Source organism: Zongyangia sp. (assembly GCF_965361945.1).
Genome location: NZ_CBDTOK010000151.1, coordinates 1 through 5,635, shown reverse-complemented (window position 1 = coordinate 5,635; position 5,635 = coordinate 1). Strand labels below are relative to the sequence as shown.

General features: G+C 53.1%; 5 protein-coding genes and 1 pseudogene. All 6 read right to left on the bottom strand.

What is annotated here, in order from left to right; genetic code table 11:
* On the bottom strand, positions 1-890 hold an 890-nt coding region (locus ACZ25G_RS09565), incomplete at its 3' end, for a sodium/proline symporter (protein WP_463682296.1).
* A 171-nt stretch (positions 891-1,061) separates the two neighbouring features.
* The gene (locus ACZ25G_RS09560) at positions 1,062-2,120 is read right to left on the bottom strand and encodes a glycosyltransferase family 4 protein (protein WP_463682295.1); all 1,059 of its coding nucleotides are present in this window, start codon (positions 2,118-2,120) and stop codon (positions 1,062-1,064) included.
* 111 nt (positions 2,121-2,231) lie between these two features.
* A pseudogene (locus ACZ25G_RS09555) lies at positions 2,232-2,483 on the bottom strand (UDP-N-acetylglucosamine 2-epimerase); the annotation flags it as partial.
* 166 nt (positions 2,484-2,649) lie between these two features.
* Positions 2,650-3,627 carry a carbohydrate kinase family protein gene (locus ACZ25G_RS09550; RefSeq protein ID WP_463682294.1) on the bottom strand — a complete coding sequence of 326 codons (978 nt, stop codon included), beginning with the start codon at positions 3,625-3,627 and terminating at the stop codon, positions 2,650-2,652.
* Between the two features lie 24 nt (positions 3,628-3,651).
* Positions 3,652-4,638, bottom strand: a complete 987-nt coding sequence (locus tag ACZ25G_RS09545) for a carbohydrate kinase family protein (RefSeq protein ID WP_463682293.1) — start codon at positions 4,636-4,638, stop codon at positions 3,652-3,654.
* A gap of 38 nt (positions 4,639-4,676) precedes the next feature.
* A partial coding sequence (locus ACZ25G_RS09540) for a carbohydrate kinase family protein (protein ID WP_463682292.1) occupies positions 4,677-5,635 on the bottom strand: 959 nt, incomplete at its 5' end.

Sequence of the window (5,635 nt, the reverse complement as noted above, 5' to 3'; positions counted from 1 at the left end):
CGGCGGGAGCGGGTCAGGCTGTGTTCATCCCGGATGGCCATAAACCGCAGCAGCACCTGAGGCATGCCGAAATAGCCCAGGCCCCATGCCACGTTGGAAACGATGGAAAGGATGCCATAGTTGCCGGCAGCGCCAAACTGGGGCTGGCCGTTGACCACCTGCTGTACCCCGTCCGTCACCGTAGGGGTAGCGATGCCAAAAAAGTCAAGGAAGCCGGGGATAGACTTGGCATTTTCGATGACCGCGCCAAGTCCCCCTGCCGCAATGGTGCCCACCGTGACGATCACGCCCAGGGCGACGATCATAACAATGGCCTGCATAAAGTCAGAGGCGCTCTCCGCCAAGAAACCGCCCAGGATGGTGTAGATCAGGACAAACAAGGCCCCGACAATCATCATGGGGATATAGGGCATGTCGAACAGGGTGGAAAAAAGCTTGCCGCAGGTGACCAGACAGCTTGCCGCGTAAACCGTAAAGAAGATCAGGATAAAGATGGCGGCGATGGTCATGACCACCTTTTTCTTCTCATGGAAACGGTTGGAGAAGTACTCCGGAAGGGTGATGGCATTGCCCGCCTTCTCACTGTAGCGGCGCAGGCGCTTGGACACAATGAGCCAGTTAATGTACGTGCCAAGCGCAAGGCCGATGGCGGTCCAGGCTGCGTCGGCGATACCGCACCAGTAAGCTACGCCGGGCAGACCCATGAGCAGCCATCCGGACATGTCCGAGGCCTCGGCGCTCATAGCGGTGACCCAGGGGCCCAAGCTGCGACCGCCCAGGAAATATTCTTCCGAGTTTTTGTTGGCCCTTTTGGCAAAGGCCACACCAATGATGATAACAATCGCCATGTAGATCACCATGGCAATCAAAATTTGAATTGTATCTCCCATAGTCCCCTCCTAAAGCATACAAAAATCCGCCCCTATTTCTTTTTAGGCGATAACATTTTTTATTTTACTTTACCACAGTGATAAAATCAAGGGAAATCTTTCAAAATTAAAATCCTCCGGCAATTTTTAGGAAAATCGCCAGAGGATTTGGTACAAAATCTCACTTTTTCCTTATTTTTTTAGTGCAGACAGATCGTCCACCACCTTTTGAGCCCGGTTGCGCCATTGATTTTCGCTCATGGCTGTTGCGACATTGTCCCGGTATTCTTCTATCTTTTCCGGATCACTGTAAAACCGGGCGATGGCGCCAGCCAGAGATTGGGGATCATCCTTGCAGGTGAGCCCACATTCATACCGGTCGATCATCCGTTTTGTCTCCACGCAGTCGGTGGAAATGACCGGCAGGCCATACCCCATATATTCAAACATCTTCACACAGATTGCAAAATCCATATAAAAGTCCCTTTGGAGTGGGATTAACCCTACATCCGCTCCCGCATAAATGGAGGCCAATTGCTCATCGCCACTAGCATGAAAAACTGTTATCCACTTCTTTTGTAGGTCTTGAGCCTTTAAATTCTGCATTTCTTCTGACCTACAAACCAAAGAAAGTTTAATGTCCATACCACGCTTATGGAGAAGATTGATGGCCTTAAGAAGTTGTTGTGTTCCATAACGCGGTGTAACTCCTCCCACGTAAACCACCCTATGTTGTATTTTGTGGGTATGGCCGCCATGATACTCTCCAGCTGGCGGTAGTATTTCCCGGCGGCGGAAGTCAAAAAGGTCCGCCATGCTGGGGCTTGGAAAATAGATGATATCACAGGTCTTTGCAAACACCTTCAGATCCCGTTTGTGCATGTAGGTCAGCAGCCATTTTTTCGGACCCTTGACCCCCCACCACTTAGCAAACTTCCAATAAGCGTCCCGGTAGAACAGGGCAATGGGCACTCCCATCCCATGAACCTTTTTGAGAAGCTTGAGATCGATAGCGTTAAAAAAGGGGCCGGCTGGGGGCTCTACATAACAGATATCCGGGGTATGAGAGTCCAGCCAGGAGAGGATTTCCGCTGTCTTCTGCTTGCGCTCTGCCCGGCGGTTTTGCTGCCCCTCCAGGAGCTTGACCTCATGGCCCAGCTGCCGGAAGGCGTCATACATCTTCTGGGGGCGGACGCTGGAGCCGGATTTAAACTCCCCAAAGTCGATGAAGGTTATATATAAAATGGTCACAATATCCGCTCCTTATTTTTGAAACTCCGTCAGGATCTTGGTGATCTTTTCAGCGGCATGCCCATCGCCAAACTGGTTCTGATGCTGGGAAAAGTCAGGCTGCACCGCCAATTTTTGCAAAACTTCCTTCTCAATTGCGATCAGCATTTCTCCCGTCATCTTGCCATGGCTTCCACCTGAGATACCCAGGTTATAATCGGGCCTGGGTATGGAAAGCTCATCGAAGAAGATATCGGACATATTGTGATCGTAGTGCTGCCCTGTGTGGATCAGCACTTCTTCATGCTCCTTCCGCAGGACCCGGGACAGGGCCGCCGCTTTAATAAACTGGGGCCTTGCCCCCACAATGGTGCATATTTTCATCGGAGCTTCTCCCTTTCTGTCTCACGTTCTTTTCCACCGTTTCCGGGAATTTCATATTTCGATAAGTTATTATATTTCTATTTTGCCAAAAGGTCAATAAAATACCACATATGACAATAAAAAGGGCTGGAAAACGTTGTTTTCCAGCCCTTTGATTGGCTATTAATTAAAGGAATCTAGTCCGCAGGTCCTCGGGGACATCCTGGATATGGGCTTTGATATAAGCCATGGTCTCTTCCCGGGACTTAACGCCTAGGGTAGCTCCCACAGTCTGGCAGTTCATAGAGCCCACTGCGTTGCCAAAGACCGCTGCCTCCCAGATGCTCCAGCCCCAGGAGATAGCGGAGAGGAATGCCGCGCAGAAGCTGTCGCCGCAGCCGGTGACGTCCTTCACCTGATCCACATGGAAGGTGGGAATGGTGCGGTGTTCCTTCAAATTGCTGACATAAACCCCTTTGGCTCCCAGCTTGACCACCAGGTTTTTGATTCCGTAGCCCTTGAAAAACTCCTCGAACTCCTCGCAGGTCTCTTTGCCGGAGATCTCCGCCGCCTCGTTGTCACTGGGCATAAAGAAATCGGTATAGGGCAGGGCGTATTTCACATAGTCCAGCGCTACGTCGTTGTGATCCAGGATGCAGACATCCATAGCGGTGGTCACGCCAGCCTCCTTGCAGGCCTGGAACACCCGCCCAATGTCCGGACCATCCAGCTTAGGCGCCAAGCCGGCGCTGCCATAATGGACAATCTTGGCCTGTTTGACATAGTCTAAATCAATGTCGTCATAGGTAAATTCCTTATTCACTCCCCGGGTGTGGGCAATACCGTTTCGCTCTCCATCCTCGCCGATGCAGAGCACCGCCATGGTGGTGGGCAGTTGAGGATCCTCTTTGGACCGGCTAATGTCTATGCCGTATTGATCACAGGTTTCCCGGATCAGGCGGCCGTAGATATCCTGGCCGGTTTTACAGACACAGCCAGTTTTGACCCCTAGCTTGGCGCAGTCAATGGCGCAGTTGAGGGCATCGCCGCCGGTTGTTGTAGTGGCGGAATCGAACAGAATTACATCGTGTTCAAACATGTCGGAGGGAATGGGTTTGATCGCTACATCCACCATGCCCATACCCAGTGTTAAAATATCTACCATAACTTTCTGCTCTCCTTTTCACCATTACGCAAATCTGGCCCGCAGATCCTCCGGGACGCAGTCAATCCGCTCTTTAATATAGGCCATGACCTCCTCCTTAGGACGGACGCCAAAGGTAGCGCCTACCACCTGGCAGTTCATGGAACCCACGGCGTTGGCAAAGACTACCGCTTCCCAGATGCTCCAGCCCCAGGTGATCGCGCTGAGGAAGCCTGCGCAGAAGCTGTCCCCGCAGCCGATGGTGTCAATGGCCAGCTCTACCGGGAAGGTGGGGATCATCCGGCCTTCCTTGAAATCGCTGACATAGCAGCCCTTCGGCCCCATTTTGATGAGCATCATCTTCATCCCATAGGGGCGGAAGAAGTCCACAATTTCCTCGCAGGTATTCTTGCCGCTGATGTCGGTGGCCTCGTCCCAGCTGGGGAGGAAGTAATCGGTGTGATACAGGGCGTTGCGAATTTTTTCAAAGCCGGTGGCCGCCCTGCCCGACAGATCCTCGGTGCCGGAAACATCGATGGAGGTCTCCACCCCCAGCTCATGGCACTTGCGGAACATGGCGGTCACCCCGTCCTCCGCCTCCATCTCGGGGCAGAGGTGGATGCTGCCATAGTGAACGATTTTCGCCGTTTTGATGTAGTCGTAGTCAATATCAGCCTCGGTCAGGGAGGTTTTGGGATCCAGGTTGAAAGCGCTGTGCCGGGCTCCCTTCCCGTCCAGCAGATGGAGGGAAAGGGTGCTTTTCCCGTCGGGGACCACCACCATATGGCTCATATCCACATGGGCCTTTTCCGAAATCTCCCGGATGCTGCGGCCAAAGACGTCGTCTCCCACCTTACAGATGCAGCCCACCTGGACGCCAATCCTGGCGCAGGCATTGGCCACATTCATGGCGTCGCCGCCGGTGCTGGCCTCCCAGTAGCTGTAGTTGCGGAATTCTGTCTCAAATACCGCCGGGGTCACCGGGGTCACCGCCAAATCCTGCATTGCGCTTCCCACTGTGATTATATCCATCTGTCTGCCTCCTTTGTCCTCTTCATAGCGCCTTGCGCCTATTGGAACCGGGCCCGAAGGTCCTCCGGCACCTGATCGATCCTCTCTTTGATATAAGCCATGGTTTCTTCAAAGCTCTTGACGCCCAGGTTGGCTCCCAGCACCTGGCAGTTCATAGAGCCTACCGCGTTGCCAAACACAGCCGCTTCCTCCATGCTCCAGCCCTTGACAATGGCGGTGAGGAAAGCCGCTACAAAAGAATCTCCGCAGCCGGTCACATCCACCACCTTGGGCACGTGGAAGGTGGAAATATAGCGTCTTGTCTTAAAGTCGGTGACATAGACCCCTCTGGCCCCCAGTTTGATGACCAGAATTTTGATGCCGAAGCGGCTGAAGAACTTCTCTATATCCTCACATTTGGTAAGTCCCCCTGTGATGATTTCAGCCTCGTAGTCGCTGGGGAAGAAGATATCGGTATAATTCAGAACATCTTTGACATTGTTGTAGCACACTTCTGGCGGCAAGTCGCAGGTAACATCCATAGAGGTCATGCAGCCCGCTTCCTTGCACTCCTTGAACAGACGGGTAATGCCCGGGCCGTCCAGCTTGGCAAGGCCGTTGGCGCTGCCATATTGAACCACTTTGGCCTGCTTAAAGTAGTCTACATCCAGATCCTCATAGACCAGCTCCGCGTTGGCGCCGGTGAGCACCACCGTATGCCGCTCGCCGTCCTCTTTGAGGAAATGGATAGATGTGGCGGTGCTGGCCTCATCGGTGCTGATGACGCGGCTGATATCCACGCCCTCCTTGGCCACCTCTCTTTTGAGGAAAGCTCCGTTGGCATCGGTACCGGTTTTTGCCACATACCCCACCTGCATCCCCAGCCGGGCGCAGTCAATGGCGGTATTCAGCGCATCGCCGCCGGTCACTGTTGTGATAGACGGGATGTTGACCGCATCAATCTGAAAAAAGTTATCTGGAATTGGTTTGAGAATAATATCGGCCACTGCATGGCCTA